We start from the raw sequence: 20,057 nt of genomic DNA on the forward strand, positions 1-20,057 counted from the left end.
ATATTAACATCAGGTGACTGGGGTTATAATAGACTATTTATGTGTAACATTTTTCAAAGCATCTTCAATAATAGAATAAATAACATAAGGGAATTTTCGCTTATTGATATCGAACTTTTTATTTTTAAATTTATCTGTATAAGTATTTGATAGATTTACATCTTCCAATTTTTCTCTAAGTTTCGCATAGTATCCTTCCAGTTCAATTAAAATTTTTTTATGTGTTGACTTTTGAGATTCAAAACGTTCGAGCATTTTTTCTGGTTTAGAGAAGTCTATTTTAGATTCATCATGTCTAAGAATGAATGCAGAAACAATTTTTATATAATCTAATAGAGATATTTTACCCGCGTTCCTACCTTTTTCTTTTGTTTTAGCTTTATATTTATTACCAAACAAAAAAATTAGCCAATAATTAAATGTTCTAGGGTCTGGATAACCCAATTCTTTCCGTGTTTGAGATAAACTAAATGTATTAATTTTGTGGATATAGCTGATTATTTCATTTTTCGAATCTTCTGAAATATCAAGTATTTCTTCAAAAGCAGGTTTCATATAATTTTCATAATCATGAAGCATTTTAGGAGCAATTTTTTTAAAACTTAATGAAGATTCAGATGCTTTAAAATCACTCATACGTTTTAATAAATCTTTACAACCGGTAGACTCTGAAAAAATCTCGATTATGACTTTCCAATAGTTATAATAAAAATCTTTTTTTAATTTTTCTGTAACAGCAGCTTGCAAATCATCATCATTATCATGACTGTTTACTAAATCTTCAAAAACTTTTTCAGCTTCTTCACGACTGCCATATTTTTTTATATAAAAATTCTCTATGATGCTAAAAGTTGTATCAGAGGTAATGCCAAGTATTTCATTTATTTTTAAATCTTCTAATTTCATAATATAAAAATAGCAATGTATAAAAACACTGCTATTTTTAAAAGAATTAATGATACGTAATTAATTTTCTTCTCTTGAATGCCAATATTCATCATTATTAGGATTCATTTGGTTTGCGTGATTATCCAAATCAGCTTGAGTTGGATAATCTTTTTTAAATATTAATTTTTTCATTAGTAAAACGTTTAAAATTTATATGGCGTAAATGTACTATGAGTTTCTAGTGAAATTTTTTAATTAATACACGATTAGATATTTTTATTAGTTAAAGTATAAAAAAAAACCAACCCCCGTAAAGGAGTTGGTTTCTTCAAAGTGTTTGTGTTTGTTTTAGTGTGTACCTTCTACATTTGTATCGGTAAGTGTTTTCATAAAAGCAACTAGTGCTTTTTGCTCCGTTTCCGTAAGCTCTAAATTATCAAACGGTAGGGTTTGGTAGGGTAGGTCAAAACCTAGTCCGCCACCGCCACCTTTATTATAAAAGTCTACAACTTGTTCTAAAGTGGTGTACACGCCGTTGTGCATATAGGGTGCAGTTTGTGCTGCATTACGTACTGTTGGGGTTTTAAACATGCCTTTGTGCAAGTCTACCTTATAGTACCAATAAAAGCCAGTATCGTCATCCAATTCTGTGTTATCAGCTGTTTCTGGTACACCAATTACTTCTTTTTCGCTGTTGTTAAAAAATGGAGGTACGGTACCATTGGTAAGCGGAATAAAGTGGCAAGTAGCACACAATGCTTTACCAGCAAATAAGTTAAAGCCTAACTGCTCCTCTGGTGTAAAGGTATTTTCTTCTCCACGTATGTTACGGTCAAACTTAGCATTAAACCCATTTAATGTGCTCATGTATGCCGAAAGTGCTTTAATAACAACTGTGTTTCTGCTAGGTATTTTACCATATGCATTTTCAAACATTTTAATATAGGTAGTATCTTCTAAAATAGCATCCGAAAACTGGTGCACATCGGTATCAAATTCATCTTTGTTGTTAAAAACAGAAGTTATTTGGTCGGCAATAGTTTCTGATCTTCCATCTAAAAAGTAACTCTTTTGAAAAATAGAATTGATAAGCGTAGGTGCATTTCTTTGCAGTTTTTGTCCTTTGTTACCCTGGGAAATAGCCCTACCATCGGTATATGCCTTTTCAGGGTCGTGACAGGTAATACAGCTCATATTTTTTGTGGAAGATAGATTTTCATCGTAGAAAAGTTTCTTACCTAATGCTATTTGTTGGTTGGTTGGTTTGCTGTTGTTAGGTGGTAAAAAATAAGCGGTATTAAAACTATTGTTTTCAAAAAACGTAGGCGCATCAAAATTGAACGGATACGCTAAGCTACCCTCCCATAAGTTGCTGGTTTTACGTATAGCCACCCAATTACGTGTAATAGGGTTCATATAATCTCTAATAAACGTATAGCGGTCAAACCCAGCAAAGTTGGTATGGTTTTGTAAATAGGCTACGGCCTTTTTAATGTTGTTATTAAAACTGTTGTGAAGTGCGTTGTCTTTTTCTGTAATTACAGGAGCCAATGTTTCACCATACAATTGTTGTAATGATAGCAAAGAAACCTCAGCTTCGTGCAAGCCAATGTTGCTTACAGGGGTATCAAACCCGGTAATAGAAAATGAAATAATACGCAGTAATTGTTGGTGCGTAGCTACAAAAAAACGCTTGGGAGTAAGCTCTCTTTTTACAATGTTTTTACGAAGTACATTTAACAACCCTATGGTCATTTCTACTTCGGTGGTAAAAACGTCTGGTGCGGTTTCACCCTCGTAAACACCTTCTTCTATTTTTTGCAACCCAATAGGTGCCATTACACGGTTGTTATCGTCTTTAAAAACAGGTAGGGCAGGACCATTTGCTTGGTGACCCACCTCTGGGTTTAAATAAGATGCAAAGGGCTCTGCTTTTTTAAAGTATAAACGCGCTTCTGTAAACAGTTGTTTGCTGTTTTGGTGAGCTGCGCCTACAGCTTTTAAAGCATTTAATTTTACCATAGCACTGTCTAAATTCTGTAGGTAGTAGGCATGCGCATTTTCCCAACCAGTTTTGGCTACAGTAGTTTCATATTCCGGGGTTTGTTTTTTACATCCGGTGATGAGTGTAAGGGCAATAAGTGCAAATAATAGGGTACTTTTAGTTTTCATACCAAGAGCGTTTTAAAAAAATAAGATACCCCTGCACAGGAAATGCAGAGGTATACTTTTTATGGAAAGTCTATACCTTATTTAGGTAAGTTTTGTAATACAATAATTTGAGATGCTTGGTCGTCTTCATAAACAGCAGAATGGTCATGACCATCTAAGTTTTTAAAGTCGTCACTTTCCCAGTAGTGTGGCTGCACCGCTAAGATGAAAGTTCCTGCAACACCCACTTTGTCTGATACATCAATTAACGAACCGAATTCTCCGCTAATTCCTGTACTGTTATTAGGGTCTAAATCTTGACGAACTACTAATTCTAATAATTTATTGATGTTGTTACCATTTAAATCACTTTGGTAAATGTAAGAAGCGTGTCCTTTACTAAAAGAGTTAGGATCTTCTTGTACGTAGATAAAGTTTTCAGTAACACAAATGTTATCAGGGCTTTGTAATTCAGCCAAGTTACCATCCATGTTATTAGTGTTTGTGTTACCACTAATGATTTGCTTTAAAGTACCTTGTAATGGGTTGTTAGGGTCTAAAACTAATTTGTAAACAGTACCCCAATCGTTATAAGTACCTTGTCCTGGACCTCTACCAGTTACGTTAAAATATACATTTCTAGCAGCAGCATCACTACCTTTTTGGTAATCAACATCTTCAACTCTCATAAACTGAGTAGCTAATACGTTGTTACATTCTGTTTCCACTTCGTTTTTAGTTAAAGAAGCTGCATTTGTAATTTCTACAAACTCTACTTCGTACTCTACACCAAAGTCAAAGTTACCTTCGTTGTATTGCGTAGTAGCATCTACTGCCATAGCACCACCTGTACCGTTAGAAACTTCTTTAGTTCTAAGTACATATACTTTACCATTATCAAAATCTGCATCACCACTTTGAGAGTAATACATAATAACCTGACCTTCTGAATTGCTAGAGTCATCGTCACCACCAATAATAACAGTAGCACCCGAATAAGCACCCTGAGGTAATGGCACAGCATTTTCCCAAGAGAATTCTCCTAACGCATCTAACCCATAATCAGCAGCAGGGTCTGGGCTTGGGTTCCAAGGGTCAATACCTTTTACATCATAGTTAATACTTTCAGAAGCAGAAAGAAATAAATCTTGGCTACCACCATGAATATCAGCTTCCCACATTGTAGCAGAACACTGACGTGCGTAATCTGCAACACCAGAGTTTAATAAATAATCTCCAGCAATAGGGTTAAAATACTGATCTAAACGAATACGAGCTACAGCATAACTGTCTTCACAGTTTACAACATAAATATACTCGTCTCCATCTTTTAATAAACCTGCACCATCTGCAGAACCAGCTAATTGAAAGTTGGTATCTCCAATCATATCAGGAGAACTGATTAAAGAATACGCTTTTACGTAATTAAATTGTGGAGCAATAGCCACTAAAGGATCTACTGAAGATTTGTTTTCAAACATAGTTTGTTCTGTTGTGTAGTCCTCACCGTCTTGACCGTCTTGTCCGTTCTGACCATCAACGCCATTAATACCATCTCTTCCGTCTTCACCTGTACATGATACAAATACACCAGCAAGGGCTACAGAAGCAAATAGCAATTTTGTAAAGTTTTTTGAGATTTTCATTGTTTACGAGTAATTAAGTGTTTTGATGGTCTCAAAAATATCCCGTAGAAATGAAAGTGTATTTAAGCTAAGGTTGTGAATGCTTTAAGTAACTATGTCGTCTATATTACCAAGTTTAAATTTCTATTAATCAAAGTTGTAAATTTTTTTTATACGAAATAAAGATTATTTTATACCACACGTATAATGGTGTACTTATAACTATAACTAGGTGGTATATAACAAAAAAATCCGGAGCATGACTCCGGATTTATATATAATGTATAGGGTTACTATATTTAATCGTTTAGTTTAAGTACCGCCATAAATGCTTGTTGCGGTATTTCTACATTACCTACTTGGCGCATACGCTTTTTACCTTTTTTCTGCTTTTCTAGTAGTTTACGTTTACGCGAGATATCTCCCCCGTAACATTTAGCAGTTACATCTTTACGTAAGGCCTTAATAGTTTCACGAGAAATAATTTTAGCACCAATAGCCGCCTGAATAGGAATATCAAATTGTTGGCGTGGTATTAACTCTCTTAATTTCTCACACATTTTTTTACCAATGTTATAGGCATTGTCTGCGTGAATTAAAGCAGATAGTGCATCTACACTCTGTGCATTAATAAGTACGTCTACCCTTACCAATTTAGAAGCTCTCATACCAATAGGGCTATAGTCAAAAGAAGCATACCCTTTAGATACCGTTTTTAAACGGTCATAGAAATCAAATACAATTTCTGCTAATGGCATGTCAAAGTTTAACTCTACACGTTCTGGTGTTAAGTAGGTTTGGTTGGTAATTTGTCCACGTTTTTCAATACATAAACTCATAACAGGCCCTACAAAATCTGCCTTGGTAATAATACTTGCTTTAATAAACGGCTCTTCTACACGATCCATAATGGTAGGATCTGGCATATCAGAAGGGTTGTTTACTACAATAATATCATTAGGATTCTTTTTTGTAAATGCGTGGTAGCTAACGTTAGGTACCGTAGTAATCACGGTCATGTCAAACTCACGCTCTAAACGTTCCTGAATAATTTCTAAGTGAAGCATTCCTAAGAATCCGCATCGGAAACCAAAACCTAAAGCCGCAGAACTTTCAGGAGTAAATACCAATGAAGCATCGTTCAATTGTAATTTTTCCATAGAAGCTCTTAACTCTTCATAATCTTCTGTATCTACCGGATAAATACCAGCAAATACCATTGGTTTTACATTTTCAAAACCAGAAATCATGTTTTGTGTAGGGTTTACAGCATCGGTAATCGTATCACCCACTTTTACTTCACGGGCGTCTTTAATACCTGTAATTAAGTACCCTACGTCTCCTGCAGAAATAATTTGCTTAGGATGTTGTACTAATTTTAAGGTACCAATTTCATCGGCATTATAGGTTTTACCCGTTGCCATGAATTTGATTTTCTGATTTTTTTTAATTTGTCCGTTTAATACTCTGAAGTACGTTTCAACCCCACGGAAAGGATTGTAAACAGAATCGAAAATAAGTGCTTGTAAAGGTTCATCTTCTGTACCTTTAGGAGCAGGGATGCGTTCAATAATAGCATTTAATATTTCTTCAATACCAATACCTGTTTTAGCCGAAGCCGGAATTACCTCATCGGCATCGCATCCTAAAAGGTCTACAATATCATCGGTAACTTCTTCAGGGTTAGCACTTGGTAAATCTACTTTATTTAAAACAGGAATAATTTCTAAGTCGTTTTCTAAAGCTAAGTATAAGTTAGAAATAGTTTGTGCCTGTATACTTTGTGCAGCATCTACTACTAGTAGCGCACCTTCACAGGCAGCAATAGAACGTGATACCTCGTAACTAAAGTCAACGTGACCTGGGGTGTCAATAAGGTTTAAAACATAGGTTTCTCCTTTATACACATATTCCATTTGAATAGCATGACTCTTAATGGTAATACCACGCTCACGCTCCAAATCCATACTATCAAGTAACTGATCTTGCTTTTCTCGTTCCGTTACGGCCCCTGTAAAATCCAAGAGTCTATCGGCCAGTGTACTCTTACCATGGTCAATGTGTGCTATAATACAAAAGTTACGAATGTGCTTCATCTTCCTTAAATTGCTTTCTTATCAATTTGCAAATATAATGTATTTACTAGGCCATTTCACAGTGCTATGTATATTTGTTTCCAAGTAAGAAAAAATTGATATATTTGTTAATGATTTGTTAACAACTCTAACCAAACAATTCTTATGAAAAAAATAGCAGTGCTATGTACTTTGGCGGTTTTTTATAGCACCACGATATTCGCTCAAGAATATCAAATATCCGGCAAAGTTGTAGATAATAACAACGCTCCTGTTTCTTATGCAACCATATTACTAAACACCACCAATGATGAGGCAATTAAAGGAGTTGCCAGTGATGATAATGGAGCTTTTACCATTACAGGTTTAAAAGAAGGAACCTATAAAATTGTATGTTCGTTTGTTGGTTTTACTACCACCACGCAAGAGGTTTCTGTAACAGGAGATATCACGGTACCCCCAATAGTAATGCAACCTAGCAACGAAAATTTAGAAGAAGTAACTGTAAGTGCTAAAAAGCCTACGGTTAAAAAACTATCGGACCGTATAGTGTTTGATGTAGCTAGTACTTCTTTAACCAATGGTAGTACTTGGGGTGTATTAGAAAAAACGCCACAGATTATTTTACTAAACAACCAGCTTACGGTAAAAGGGCAAAGTCCAACGGTTTACATCAACAATAAAAAAGTACACCTTTCCTCGGCAGAGCTACAGCAGTTATTAGAAAGTACGCCAGCAACTTCTATAGAAGCGGTTGAGGTAATTACTAGTCCGTCTGCAAAATACGATGCAGAAGATGCTATTGTAGTAAATATTAAAATGGGTAAAAACCTAATTACGGGCTATAATGGTAACATTGGCGGTAATTATACGCAAGGTATTTATCCTAAATATGCTCTTAGTACTGGGCACTTTTATAAAACGGATAAGTTAAACGTATATTTAAGCTATGGGTTTAACAAGAAGAAGTTAGATAGAATTACATCGGAGTATGTTCAGTTTTATGACAATACCCAAGAAAACGGATATTGGGATAGTGCTATTGACTTAGATACTTGGCAAGAAGACCATACCGTTACTACGAATATAGATTATGAGTTAAGTGCCAAAAGCAATTTAAATTTTTCTGCCAATCTGTTATATAACCCGTATTGGGAGCGTAACACCAAAAGTAATACTATTGCTTATGACAATTTTGGGGTTATAGATTCTACCTTTAATTCTTTTAATAATACAAGAGATAACAAAACAAACATAGCTTTAAATCTTGGGTATACTTATGCTATAGATGATGAAGGACAAAATCTTTCGGTTTTGTTACACCATACCAATTATGATTATGAACGTTCACAAAACGTAGTAACTAATTATTATGATGCCGCTGCTAGTTTGTTAAATAGCAATACCATTAACTCATTACAAAATCAGGATATAAGTATTACTACAGGTCAGGTAGATTATGAATTGCCTTTACCAAAAAGTGCTACCCTTTCTTTTGGAGCGAAAGGAGTTACTATTGATACCGGAAGCGATTTACTACAAGAAGGTGTAGAAAACGGTGCCGATAATGCTTATGACTTTGATTATACTGAAACTAATATTGCAGGGTATACCAGTTTTTCTAAGAGCTTTACAAAGTGGAGTATGAGGGCAGGTGTACGTGCTGAATATACCGATGCGGAAGGAACCGCAGCAGATGCTACCGATAATAATAGCTTTGATTATTTAAAATGGTTTCCATCGGCAAGTTTGTCGTATGATCCGGCAGACAATCATAGCTTTGCATTTTCCTATAAGCGTAGTATTAACAGACCTTCTTATAAGCGTTTAAATCCGTTTCGTTACTATTTAAGTGATAATAGTTTTGTAACTGGAAACTCTAGATTGTTACCAGCTTTAAAACACTACATGAATATAGATTATACTTTTAAAAGAGCGTATACAGTATCTTTATTCTATAAGCATATTAGTGACCCAATGTCTGAATTAAGTTTTCAGGAAAATGAAACCAGAAAACTTAAGTATGTTGCAGATAACTTAGAAAGAGAAGAATCTTATGGGTTAGATTTATATGTTAGTAAACCTATTTCTAACCGTTGGTATTTGTATTTTGAGTCGTCTACTTTTTACAATAAACTTCAGTTTTTTGCGGTAGAGAATAATAATGCACTTGTTGATAATAACAGATGGACAGGGTGGTTTTTTATGGGTAACTATTTTACCTTTTTAAAAGATAACTCTTGGCTAGTAGATGTTACTTATATGTATGTATTACCAGCTAACGATGCCAATGCACAGGTAACAGCACGTAGTAACTTTTCTATTTCTATGAGTAAATCGTTATGGAACAACCGTGCTAGTCTAAGCTTACAAGCCAACGATATTTTTAACGGACAAATATTTACTAGCTCAACCGAGTATTTAAACCAATCTAACGCATACCGAAGCAGATTTGAAAACCGAACTATTATGTTAGGTTTTAAATATAAGTTTGGTAATTACCGCCTTAGAAACAACAAACAAGATATTGACGTTGAAGAGCGCGAACGATTATAATTTTTAACAAGCCCAAATACTTACCCTAGGTATATTTCTTGCGTCTGTTACTATTTAGTAGCAGGCGCTTTTTTTATAAAACCAATTTTGCTATAACTGCTTTGGGTTGTACATAGTTTAGGTAATATTCAGTAGCTTCTTTTTCTAGTTGATTTTTTGTAGCTGTACTTTCTATGAGGGTTTGTATGGCCTTTTTTAAAGAGGCTTCATCATTAATCTCTATACACGGTAAGGCTTTTGGTAGCTTATTGTAAAGAGGGGTAGTAATAATAGCTTTTCCCATGGCAAGATATTCTCCTAATTTCCAACCATGACAAAAATGTACAGCGGGTGTATTAAAAACCATGTACGAGGCTTTTGTTTTAGCAATGTATGCCGTTGTAGGGTACGGCGTATCAAAACAATCTTCTTTGTATGTTTTGTACTGTGGGTGTTCTGGCGTAGCCCAAAAACCACCTTCAAATATAATAGGTAGTTGTTTGCAAATACGCATAAATTGGTGTCGCCTTTCATTGGTTTCAGCTACACAGTTTTCATCTTTCCACAGGCTTGCAATCATAAAAACATACGGTTTTTTGTTGCTATTGGAGTGTAGGGTATTTTGGTAATCGGCTAGTACGTTGCGTTTATGTTGGTGGTAATAATCTTTAAAGTACTTTTTAGGAAACTGAAACTTAGCTTTTTTACAGCGGATATAATTGGTTATAGCCATGAGTGCCGTTTTAGGGGCACTCCATATGCGTATACCAAAACTAGGTGGTATATGTACCAGTTTTTCTAAAAACTGAGGTGCTGTTTCAGCGGGGTTAAAATTTATTTTAGCGTATGCATGGCACCATTGGTATGCATTTTTACTAATATCAGGTGGGTCACAAAAATCTACTATGTAGCGTTTTTCTGTGCCATTTTCATCTATTACAAAAGCAAAATAATGCTCAAAAGAAAAAGCTTCATTGTCTTTGTCTAGTGCTGTAAACGGATGTGCCGAAAAAGATACCTGTTGTTTTCCAAATACCTCATAAAGCCCTTGTATGTAAAAGGATGCATATAAAATTCTAGAGCGGGGGTCTATGTATACTTTTGCGGGCGTTGGCATTTGCTAAAAACGTTTCTCAAATATAGTATATTAAGTAGTATTTAAACCAAGTAGTTTTGCATTTACAGAGGTGTACGTAGTACTATAGCATATAGAAAAGATAAAAACTTATCTTTGCATCAAAATCTGGAATATTTTGGTAAAAATAGGAAACATAGAGTTAGGAGAATTTCCGTTGTTGTTAGCACCAATGGAAGATGTAAGTGATCCGCCGTTTAGAAGACTGTGTAAAATGCACGGGGCAGATATGTTGTATTCAGAATTTATTTCTTCTGAGGGCTTAATACGTGATGCTATTAAGAGCAAGATGAAGCTTGATATTTTTGATTACGAACGTCCTGTTGGTATTCAGATTTTTGGTGGAGATGAAGAAGCGATGGCAATGTCTGCCAAAATAGTAGAAACGGTAAAGCCAGATGTATTAGATATTAACTTTGGTTGCCCGGTAAAAAAGGTGGTTACCAAAGGGGCTGGTGCCGGAGTATTAAAAGATGTAGATTTAATGATACGCCTAACCAAGGCAGTGATAGATAGTACCAGTTTACCGGTAACGGTAAAAACCCGATTGGGTTGGGACGATAGCTCTATAAATATTGATGAGGTAGCAGAACGTTTGCAAGATGTAGGGGTACAAGCCTTAAGTATACATGGTAGAACCCGTGCCCAACTATACAAAGGAGAGGCAGATTGGGTACCCATTGCACGCGTGAAAGAAAATCCTAGAATTACCATGCCTATATTTGGTAATGGGGATGTAGATTCTCCTGAAAAAGCCTTAGAATACCGCAATAAGTACGGGGTAGATGGTATTATGATTGGTAGGGCTGCTATTGGATATCCGTGGATTTTTAACGAGATAAAACACTTTTTTGAAACTGGTGAACATTTAGATCCGCCTACAATTGCTGATAGAGTAGAGGCTGCTAAAAATCATCTTACATGGTCTACCGAATGGAAAGGAGAACGTTTAGGAATTATGGAAATGCGTAGGCACTATACCAATTACTTTAAAGGAATACCTCATTTTAAAGAGTACCGACAACAGTTGGTTACTAATGATAATTTAGATGAGCTATACGGAGTATTTGACCAAATACTAGAGAATTTTAAGGATACAGTGATAAAATAAAATTTATAAAGGTTGCAAACGCAACCTTTTTTGTTTTTAAGAATCTACTTACTAATTAATAAACTTATTAATTAGTACAACCTAACAAAATAACCTAAAATGAAAAAAATCACGTTGATGCTTTTAATCGTTCTTGGGCTCTGTAAAGTACAGGCACAAAACGGACAAAATACCTCATACGATAACAATGAAGTGAGTTTAAATTTACTGTATACTGCTTTAGGTTTACCCGAGGTTACCTATGAGCGTATTATTTCTGACAACGGATCTATAGGACTTTCTGCGGCAATTTCGCTTAATGATGAGCATATTGATATTAATTATATTTCTACTGCTTTCTACAGATTCTATTTTGGAAAAAAAAGAGCCGCTGGCTTTTATTTAGAAGGAAATGTTACCGTGTTTGAGGAAACAGTTGAAAAAGTTTGGGACTTGAGCTACAACCATGAAGATATAAATAAAGTTGGTTACGGAATGGGTGTAAGTGTAGGTGCCAAGTTTTTAAACAATCATAATTGGACAGGTACCATTTACGGCGGACTAGGTGGTAATTTTGCAGATTATGCAAATGCACAAAGTGCTTATTTAAGGGCAGGTATATCTATAGGAAAACGATTTTAGAAAAGGTTACCAATAGATTAAAAAGAGGGGTGTAAATATTAATATTTACACCCCTCTTTTTAGTTTATGTTAAAAAATGTATATTGTTATTGAAAAATTCGTATTTTAATAAAAAAATATTACATAATGATTAAAAAAGTAGTTTCGGGTGTTGAAGCAGCTTTAAGCGGTGTTACAGATGGAATGACCCTAATGTTGGGAGGTTTTGGATTGTGCGGAATTCCGGAAAATAGTATCTCGCAATTGGTAAAGTTAAATGTACAAGGGCTTACTTGTATTTCTAATAATGCTGGAGTAGACAATTTTGGATTAGGGTTGCTACTTCAGAAAAAACAAATACGTAAAATGATTTCTTCTTATGTGGGAGAAAATGACGAGTTTGAACGCCAAATGTTAAGTGGTGAATTAGAGGTAGAATTAACACCACAAGGTACATTGGCAGAGAAATGCAGGGCTGCTCAAGCGGGTATTCCAGCATTTTTTACACCCGCAGGCTATGGTACCGAAGTTGCCCAAGGTAAAGAAAGTAGAGAATTTAATGGTAAAATGTACTTAATGGAAGAGGCCTACAAAGCAGATTTTGCTTTTGTGAAAGCTTGGAAGGGCGATGAAGCTGGTAACTTGGTATTTAAGGGTACCGCCCGTAATTTTAACCCGTGTATGTGCGGTGCTGCTAAAGTTACCGTAGTGGAGGTTGAAGAGTTGCTGCCAGCTGGGGCATTAGACCCAAATGAAATTCATATACCCGGAATTTTTGTAAACCGAATTTTTAAGGGCACCCATTATGAAAAACGTATTGAGCAACGAACAGTGAGAAGTAAGTAACGGGAGCGGTATTACCAACATTTTAATTTTAGAACATGTTAGATAAAAACGGTATAGCAAAACGAATTGCAAAAGAAGTAAAAGACGGCTATTATGTAAACCTAGGAATAGGAATACCTACTTTGGTAGCTAATTTTGTACGCGATGATATTGCAGTAGAATTTCAGAGTGAAAACGGAGTATTGGGTATGGGACCTTTTCCGTTTGAGGGAGAGGAAGATGCAGATGTAATTAATGCAGGCAAGCAAACCATTACTACATTGGACGGGGCTAGTTTTTTTGATTCTGCTACTAGTTTTGCCATGATACGCGGTAAGCATGTAGACCTTACTATATTAGGAGCTATGGAAGTAGCAGAAAACGGTGATATTGCCAATTGGAAAATACCGGGTAAAATGGTTAAAGGTATGGGAGGTGCTATGGACTTGGTAGCCTCTGCCGAAAATATCATAGTGGCTATGATGCATACCAATAGAGCAGGAGCGTCTAAATTACTGCCGCAATGTTCATTACCCTTAACAGGAGTAGGGTGCGTAAAAAAAATAGTGACTAATATGGCGGTATTAGAAGTAACCGCTGAAGGGTTTTTACTTTTAGAACGAGCACCAGGTGTAAGTGTAGAAGAAATAAAAAATGCAACCGCAGGAAAACTAATTGTAAACGGAGATATTCCGGAGATGAAGTTATAAAAAGAAAGAGGCTGGCTAAAATTCTTTGTGCTATATAGGTTAAATAGTTAGGTATTTAGACCCAATAATTTTTTTCATGATAGCCAGCCTTTCTGCTATTAACTAACGTAAGATGAAACTTCTTCTCTTTTATGTTGCATTGCTGGTGTAAGACCTAAAATAGCGGCAGTACGTTGTCTGCTGTCACTATACTCTTTTGGAGCAATACTTGCTTTGTTATACGAAGGTATAATTTCTTGAATTTTACCTTTCCATGCTGCTTCAAAACGTTCAGGGAAACATCTTTGAAGCAAATCTATCATTATAGATACTGCGGTAGAGGCTCCTGGAGAAGCTCCTAATAATCCGGCTAAAGAACCGTCTTCACAGCATACAATTTCAGTTCCGAATTTAAGTACACCACCTTTACCATCTTTTTGAATTACTTGTACACGTTGTCCGGCAAGTTCTTCATCCCAATCTTCTGCTTTTGCATCTGGGAAATAGTCTCTTAAGGCGTTTAATTTATCTTCTTTGGTTTGGCGTACCTGCTCAATTAAATATTTGGTTAACGGTATGTTGTGAATTCCGGCAGACATCATTGGTACAATGTTATCTTTACGCATAGAACCTACAAAATCCCAATAGGATCCGTTTTTCAAAAACTTGGTTGAAAATCCGGCAAATGGTCCAAATAATAAACTAGCTTTTCCATTAATTTGTCGGCTATCTAAGTGAGGAACCGACATTGGTGGCGCCCCAATTTTAGCTTTACCGTATACTTTAGCGTGGTGTTGTTTTACAACTTCAGGATTGTTACAAATTAACCACTCACCACTAACTGGGAATCCGCCATACCCTTTTGCCTCTTTAATATGAGATTTTTCTAATAAGGTAATTGCTTTTCCGCCAGCACCAATAAACACAAAGTTTGCTTTTTTGGTACTTTTCTTTTTAGTAGCAAGATTTTTTACTTTTAACTCCCATGAACCGTCTTCTTTCTTTTTCAGATTTTTTACCTCATGTGCCATGTGTAAATCAATCTGGTTATGGAAAAGTAAGTTCATTAAGATTTTACGAGTAAGTTCTCCATAGTTTACATCAGTACCATGTTCCATTCGGGTGGCAGCAACTGGCTCTCCTTTTTTACGATCTTTCATCACTAAAGGTAACCAACTTGCAATTTCATCCCAATCTTCAGAGTACTTCATGTCTTTAAACAATGGGTGCGTAGAAAGTGTTTCCCATCTTTTCCTCAAAAAATTTACGTCGTCTTCTCCCCAAACAAAGCTCATGTGTGGTGTAGGTGTAATAAAATCTTCAGGGTTACTGATAATTTCATTTTCTACTAGGTGAGCCCAAAATTCTCTTGATAAATCAAAAGAGCTTGCAACATCAATGGCTTTCTTAATATCAATAGAGCCATCTTCTTTTTCAGGGGTATAATTTAGTTCACAAAAACCTGCATGTCCGGTACCGGCATTATTCATAGCATTAGAGCTTTCACCGGAAATAACATCTAGTTTTTCGTAAACAGTAATGGTAAGAGTCGGATCTAATTTTTTTAGAAGTACTGCTAAAGTAGCACTCATAATTCCGGCTCCTATTAAAACCACTTCTTGAGTTTCAGGAACAGAATTCTTACGCATATTAATTGTGTTTTGGTGTTACAAAGGTATAACAATAGCTGTTAAACAATTGCAATTTTTTTACTAAAAATTAAGAAGTGTTAGAAATTCAACAAAAATTATTTACGAAAACGTTTTTTTATTGCATTTTCCTTAGGGATAGCAGCTATTAGTTTGTGCGTGTATTCTGACTTCGGGTTTGCGTAAATAACATCTGCATCGCCAATTTCTTCTATTTTACCCTTATTCATTACAATTAATTGATCGCTCATGTATTTCACTACGGCTAAATCATGGGAAATAAAAAGGTATGTAAAACCAAAATTTTCTTTTAACTCATTCAATAAATTAAGTACTTGTGCTTGTACCGAAATATCTAAGGCAGAGACAGATTCATCACAAATAATAAGTTTGGGCTGTAATGCAATGGTACGTGCAATACCAATACGTTGACGTTGCCCACCAGAAAATTCATGCGGATATCTATTGTAGTGATCGGCTTCTAAACCAACCCGCTCTAAAAGCGCAATAACCCTTTCTTTACGTTGTGCATCATTTTCATAAAGTCCGTGCACTTTCATAGGTTCTAAAATGGCGTTTCCTACGGCTATTCTAGGGTTGAGTGAAGAATACGGATCTTGAAAAATAAGCTGAATTTCTTTGCGTAACGTTTTAATTTGGCTACTGTTGAGTTTGGTAATATCGGTACCTCTATAGCGTATGCTACCCGCCGTGGCTTTGTCTAACTGCAAAATGGCATTACCAAGGGTAGATTTTCCGCAGCCGCTTTCGCCTACCAAACCAACGGTTTCGCCTTCGTATACTTTAAAGGAAACATCATTTACAGCTTTAAAGCTGGTACTTTTTCCGAATAAAGAGGCTTGACCCAAGTACTCTTTTTCAACATTAGCAACTTCTAATAAGGGAGGTTGACTGTATAGTTGTTGATGTTTTTCTGCTCGGTCTTGTGCTGTAACTATGGTGTTATCAATAGTATTATTTAAAAAATCGGCTATGGTGGGTAGTTTTGCCAGCCTAACGTCTAATGAAGGTCTAGAGGCTAGTAAAGCTTTAGTATAGGTATGTTGTGGCTGGTTAAATATAGTTGCCGCACTACCTTGTTCTACAATAGCTCCCTTGTACATAACCACTACTTTATCGGCAATTTCTGAAACCAATGCTAAATCATGAGAAATAAATATGATGCTCATATTGGTTTCTTGCTGTAGTTTTTTTAGCAGCTTTATAATTTCCTTTTGTACGGTTACATCTAGTGCTGTTGTAGGTTCATCTGCAATAAGTAATTTAGGTTTACAGGCTATTGCCATAGCAATCATTACCCGCTGTTTTTGTCCGCCAGATATTTGATGCGGATATTTGTTGTACAACACCTCGGGTTCTGGTAGTTGCACTTTTTCAAACAGCGATAAAACCTCTGCTTTCGCCTCTTTGGTAGTTAGTTTGGTATGTGCTTTCAAAATTTCTAGTACTTGCTTACCACATTTCATAGAGGGGTTTAAAGATGACATAGGCTCTTGAAAAATCATGGAAATTTGATTTCCTCTTATCCGTCTAAATTCCTTTTCTGAAAGTTGCGTAAGTTCTTGATCTTGAAAGCTAATACTACCAGACGATATGTTACTTATTTTTTTAGGAAGTAAGCCCATTAATGCTAATGATGAAACTGATTTACCACTACCAGATTCTCCTACAATACCAATAATTTCATTGGTCTCTACACTATAAGAGATGTTATGGATAACATTGGTAAAAGCGTTTTCTTTTTTAAACGCAACCGATAAATTAGTAACCTTTAGCATAGGTTAAAGATAGTAGAATTATGTGAATTATAGTTGTTAGGGTAGGCACATACATTTTAAATACATCACGTGAAATAGTAAATATAACTGTAACAATACCTTACTTTTGTCTACCTATGTGATTAAAAATTTGAAATGACATTTTCTCAGTGGCTTATATTTTTACTTGTAGTACAGGTAATACATTTTGCAGGAACTTATAAATTATACCAACGTGCAGGCAGAAAAGCCTGGGAAGCATTGGTGCCTGTATACAATGCGGTGGTGCTTATGAAAATAATAAACCGCCCTAAGTGGTGGGTAGTACTGCTGTTTTTACCAGTAATTAATTTGGCCATGATACCTATTGTATGGGTAGAAACCATACGTAGCTTTGGTAAAAACAGTATGAAAGATACGTATTTGGGGGTGCTAACATTAGGGTTTTATATTTACTATGTAAACTATGCTACAGATGCTGCCTATATACCCAACCGTAGTTTAAAACCAACAACAGCTATTGGCGAGTGGACAAACTCTATTTTGTTTGCGGTGGTTGCTGCTACTTTTGTACATATGTATATTATGCAGCCCTTTGTAATACCTTCTTCTTCTTTAGAAAAAAGTTTACTGGTGGGCGATTTTCTTTTTGTAAGTAAGTTTCATTACGGAGCAAGAGTACCTATGACTACCATTGCAGCACCCTTTGTGCATGATACGTTACCTGTAGTAGGGTCTAAGTCATACGTGTTTGATGATGATTATGAGAAACGAGAAACTTCTTTTTGGAATTCGTTTCAGCTGCCCTATTTACGATTACCTGGTTTTCAGAAGATAAAGAATAATGATATTGTGGTATTTAATCAGCCGGCAGATACGCTGAAGGATATGAACAATTTTCATCCCGATAGAAACTATTACAAGCCAATTGATAAAAAAACAAACTTGGTAAAACGCTGTGTGGGTATTGCGGGCGATACCTTAGAGATTAAAAATGGTTATGTGTTTATTAATGGAAAACAAACACAATTACCAGAGCGTGCTAAACCCCAATATGGTTTTTATGTAGATACCGATAATCAGCAGATACCGCTTGGCGCATTAAAAGAGCGCTACGGATTTAGAGAAGGAGGTAGCTATAAGAATGGCTATTATTTAACCTTAACAGATGAAGAAGCTGCCCGATTAAAAGAGCATCCTTTGGTAAAAAGTGTAGAGAAGCAATTGGTGTTAGATGGGGTAAAGGGAGAAGTGTTTCCGTATATAGATTCTTTACAATGGAACCGCGATAATTACGGACCAATTTATATTCCGGAAGAAGGTGCTACCATTGATATTACAAAAGCAAACTTACCTTTTTACAAACGTATTATAACCGAGTACGAGCATAATAATTTAACCACTGCTGGAAATGATATTTTTATTAATGGTAAAAAGGCAACTACCTATACGTTTAAACAGAATTACTATTGGATGATGGGCGACAACCGCCATAATTCATTAGATGCACGTATGTGGGGTTATGTACCTTTTGATCATGTAGTTGGTAAACCTGTGTTTATATTTATGAGTTTTGAGAAAAATGCTCAGGGCTTTGACAAAATACGTTGGGACAGGCTTTTTACTACCGTTGGTGGTAGCGGTAAGCCCGTATCGTATTTTTGGTATGCGGTGGTTATTGGGGTATTGATATATATAGGGTCTAAATATTATAAGAAGAAAAAGGCATAATAGCTATTTAAGAAATACAATTTAAAAGGAGTTTATCAGACAGATGAACTCCTTTTTTTATTTCAATGTAGCTTTGTAGAAACTTCAATTACTATATTGCTAACGCAATTAGAAGTAATTCAGTAAAATAGATATTCAATTGAAATACCGCTCCTTTTTTAAAAAATATAAAACTACCATTTTATATGGTGTTAGCTTGGCTTTACTGCTTTTTTTGTTGAGGTGGTTAGAGCTTCGATTTGTTGTTTTTGAACACTATTTTGAAATTTATATTGGCTTTATTGCCCTTATATTTACCGCACTTGGTATTTGGTTGGCAGCAAAACTTACCAAACCAAAAGTTGAAACACGTATTATAGAAAAGGAAATTTATATAACCCCAAAGGCAACATTTACTATTAATACGCAACAATTGGAAATGCTTGAAATTACCAAGCGCGAATTAGAAATATTACAGTTGATAGCATTAGGGCATACGAACCAAGAAATAGCATCTGAACTAAGTGTGTCGGTAAGCACGGTAAAATCGCATAATCAGAATTTGTTTAGTAAATTACAAGTACAACGACGTACGCAAGCTGTAGAAAAGGCAAAGCGCTTAGGACTAATACCATAACTCATACTTTGGTACTAAAAAGGGAGAATTTTAAAGAAATGGCCAAAAGTATGAGATAGAAATTAGGCAAAACCTGTACTATTGTTGCATCTTAAAAACGTATTACAATGAAAAAAATTACTCTTGTTTATGGACTTATTGCCGGTGTTATAGTGTCGGCATCTATGTTGTTATCTATTAGTGGTATGTTTGATACCGAAGGTGCCGTAGATTTTGATAAGGGAATGATAATTGGCTATGCCTCTATGCTTATAGCCTTTTCTATGGTGTTTATAGGCATTAGAAATTATAGGAATAATTATAATGGTGGGGTAATTAGTTTTGGGAAGGCTTTTAAAGTTGGTGGTATTATTGTGCTAATTGCTTCTACGGTGTATGTAGTATCTTGGTTGATAGACTATTTTTATTTTATTCCGGATTTTATGGAAAAGTATGCCGAGCATACCATTGCCAATTTAAGAGCAGCCGGAGCTACCCAAGCAGAAATAGACCAACAAGTACAAGAGATGGCAGACTATGCTGAAATGTACAAGAACCCATTTATTAATGCCGGGTTTACGTATATGGAAATACTGCCTCCAGGATTAATTGTTACGCTTATTAGTGCTTTGATACTTAAGCGCAAGGAAAAGACGATTGCGTAAACAAT

General features: G+C 35.5%; 15 protein-coding genes. 8 read left to right on the forward strand and 7 right to left on the reverse strand.

Annotated features, from left to right (window positions below):
* Positions 1–33: 33 nt before the first annotated feature.
* From Y10_RS02855 to lepA, 4 genes are all read right to left on the reverse strand, one after another.
* Entirely contained in the window at positions 34–906 is an 873-nt protein-coding gene (locus Y10_RS02855; RefSeq protein WP_281763855.1) for a hypothetical protein, read from the reverse strand.
* 330 nt (positions 907–1,236) lie between these two features.
* Positions 1,237–3,060: a cytochrome c peroxidase gene (locus Y10_RS02860; RefSeq protein WP_281763856.1), complete on the reverse strand. Its 1,824-nt coding sequence runs from the start codon at positions 3,058–3,060 to the stop codon at positions 1,237–1,239.
* A gap of 77 nt (positions 3,061–3,137) precedes the next feature.
* Positions 3,138–4,685 carry a PhoX family protein gene (locus Y10_RS02865; RefSeq protein WP_281763857.1) on the reverse strand — a complete coding sequence of 516 codons (1,548 nt, stop codon included), beginning with the start codon at positions 4,683–4,685 and terminating at the stop codon, positions 3,138–3,140.
* A gap of 278 nt (positions 4,686–4,963) precedes the next feature.
* On the reverse strand, positions 4,964–6,760 hold the full coding sequence (gene lepA, locus Y10_RS02870) for a translation elongation factor 4 (RefSeq protein WP_281763858.1): 1,797 nt from the start codon (positions 6,758–6,760) through the stop codon (positions 4,964–4,966).
* Between the two features lie 144 nt (positions 6,761–6,904).
* On the opposite strand from lepA, the gene Y10_RS02875 reads away from it, so the two are divergent.
* A complete protein-coding gene (locus Y10_RS02875; RefSeq protein WP_281763859.1) occupies positions 6,905–9,295 on the forward strand; it encodes a TonB-dependent receptor domain-containing protein in 2,391 nt (796 codons plus the stop codon).
* A 73-nt stretch (positions 9,296–9,368) separates the two neighbouring features.
* On the opposite strand, the gene Y10_RS02880 is transcribed toward Y10_RS02875, so the two are convergent.
* A complete protein-coding gene (locus Y10_RS02880; protein ID WP_281763860.1) occupies positions 9,369–10,391 on the reverse strand; it encodes a hypothetical protein in 1,023 nt (340 codons plus the stop codon).
* A 136-nt stretch (positions 10,392–10,527) separates the two neighbouring features.
* On the opposite strand from Y10_RS02880, the gene dusB reads away from it, so the two are divergent.
* From dusB to Y10_RS02900, 4 genes are all read left to right on the forward strand, one after another.
* Positions 10,528–11,520: a tRNA dihydrouridine synthase DusB gene (gene dusB / locus Y10_RS02885; protein WP_281763861.1), complete on the forward strand. Its 993-nt coding sequence runs from the start codon at positions 10,528–10,530 to the stop codon at positions 11,518–11,520.
* A gap of 99 nt (positions 11,521–11,619) precedes the next feature.
* On the forward strand, positions 11,620–12,141 hold the full coding sequence (locus Y10_RS02890) for a DUF3575 domain-containing protein (protein WP_281763862.1): 522 nt from the start codon (positions 11,620–11,622) through the stop codon (positions 12,139–12,141).
* 126 nt (positions 12,142–12,267) lie between these two features.
* Entirely contained in the window at positions 12,268–12,966 is a 699-nt protein-coding gene (locus Y10_RS02895; RefSeq protein WP_281763863.1) for a CoA transferase subunit A, read from the forward strand.
* A gap of 35 nt (positions 12,967–13,001) precedes the next feature.
* Complete coding sequence (locus tag Y10_RS02900) at positions 13,002–13,655, forward strand: 3-oxoacid CoA-transferase subunit B (protein ID WP_281763864.1); 654 nt, start codon at positions 13,002–13,004, stop codon at positions 13,653–13,655.
* Between the two features lie 98 nt (positions 13,656–13,753).
* On the opposite strand, the gene mqo is transcribed toward Y10_RS02900, so the two are convergent.
* Both mqo and Y10_RS02910 read right to left on the reverse strand, forming a co-directional pair.
* Positions 13,754–15,283 carry a malate dehydrogenase (quinone) gene (gene mqo / locus Y10_RS02905; protein ID WP_281763865.1) on the reverse strand — a complete coding sequence of 510 codons (1,530 nt, stop codon included), beginning with the start codon at positions 15,281–15,283 and terminating at the stop codon, positions 13,754–13,756.
* Positions 15,284–15,381: 98 nt separating this feature from the next.
* The gene (locus Y10_RS02910; RefSeq protein ID WP_281763866.1) at positions 15,382–17,082 is read right to left on the reverse strand and encodes an ABC transporter ATP-binding protein; all 1,701 of its coding nucleotides are present in this window, start codon (positions 17,080–17,082) and stop codon (positions 15,382–15,384) included.
* Between the two features lie 135 nt (positions 17,083–17,217).
* Here Y10_RS02910 and lepB point away from each other — a divergent pair, with 135 nt between their 5' ends.
* The 3 genes from lepB to Y10_RS02925 all read left to right on the forward strand — a co-directional run bounded on the left by lepB (position 17,218) and on the right by Y10_RS02925 (position 20,052).
* Positions 17,218–18,792, forward strand: coding sequence for a signal peptidase I (gene lepB / locus Y10_RS02915; RefSeq protein WP_281763867.1), 1,575 nt, complete (start codon positions 17,218–17,220; stop codon positions 18,790–18,792).
* A gap of 139 nt (positions 18,793–18,931) precedes the next feature.
* Positions 18,932–19,408, forward strand: coding sequence for a response regulator transcription factor (locus Y10_RS02920; RefSeq protein WP_281763868.1), 477 nt, complete (start codon positions 18,932–18,934; stop codon positions 19,406–19,408).
* A 107-nt stretch (positions 19,409–19,515) separates the two neighbouring features.
* Entirely contained in the window at positions 19,516–20,052 is a 537-nt protein-coding gene (locus Y10_RS02925) for a DUF4199 domain-containing protein (protein ID WP_281763869.1), read from the forward strand.
* The last annotated feature ends 5 nt before the right edge of the window (positions 20,053–20,057 follow it).

It is taken from the genome of Neptunitalea lumnitzerae, assembly GCF_027924185.1.
Classification (GTDB): domain Bacteria; phylum Bacteroidota; class Bacteroidia; order Flavobacteriales; family Flavobacteriaceae; genus Neptunitalea; species Neptunitalea lumnitzerae.